Source organism: Pseudodesulfovibrio sp. JC047 (assembly GCF_010468615.1).
GTDB lineage: Bacteria > Desulfobacterota > Desulfovibrionia > Desulfovibrionales > Desulfovibrionaceae > Pseudodesulfovibrio.
On the sequence record NZ_WUEH01000130.1, the window covers coordinates 1 to 314 of the forward strand.

The window sequence follows — 314 nt, forward strand, 5'->3', positions numbered from 1 at the left end:
GCTACCAACTCAACGACTGCCTAAAACCCTACTTGCTAGGGCTTAGTAAGAATTTCACGCAGATCCCCTTACAGCACATTTTGCCCATAAGAAGCGGTTATGCGATCCGCATTTATCAAATGCTTTTGAGCGAACTCAAGCAAAACCGCAACGAAGTGGATCTGTATCTAATCAATCTCCAAGATGTGTTGTGCGTGCCAAAAAGTTATTATAAGTGGAAAGACTTCAAAAACAATGTTTTAGAGCCAAGCCTCAAAGAAATCAACGCCACCACCGACATTGTAGCTGGTTATAGGACGAAAAAAGAACGCCAC

The 314-nt window shown here is 42.7% G+C and carries 1 protein-coding gene; it reads left to right on the forward strand.

What is annotated here, in order from left to right:
* A partial coding sequence (locus tag GO013_RS16885) for a replication initiation protein (RefSeq protein WP_163813209.1) occupies positions 1–314 on the forward strand: 314 nt, incomplete at both ends.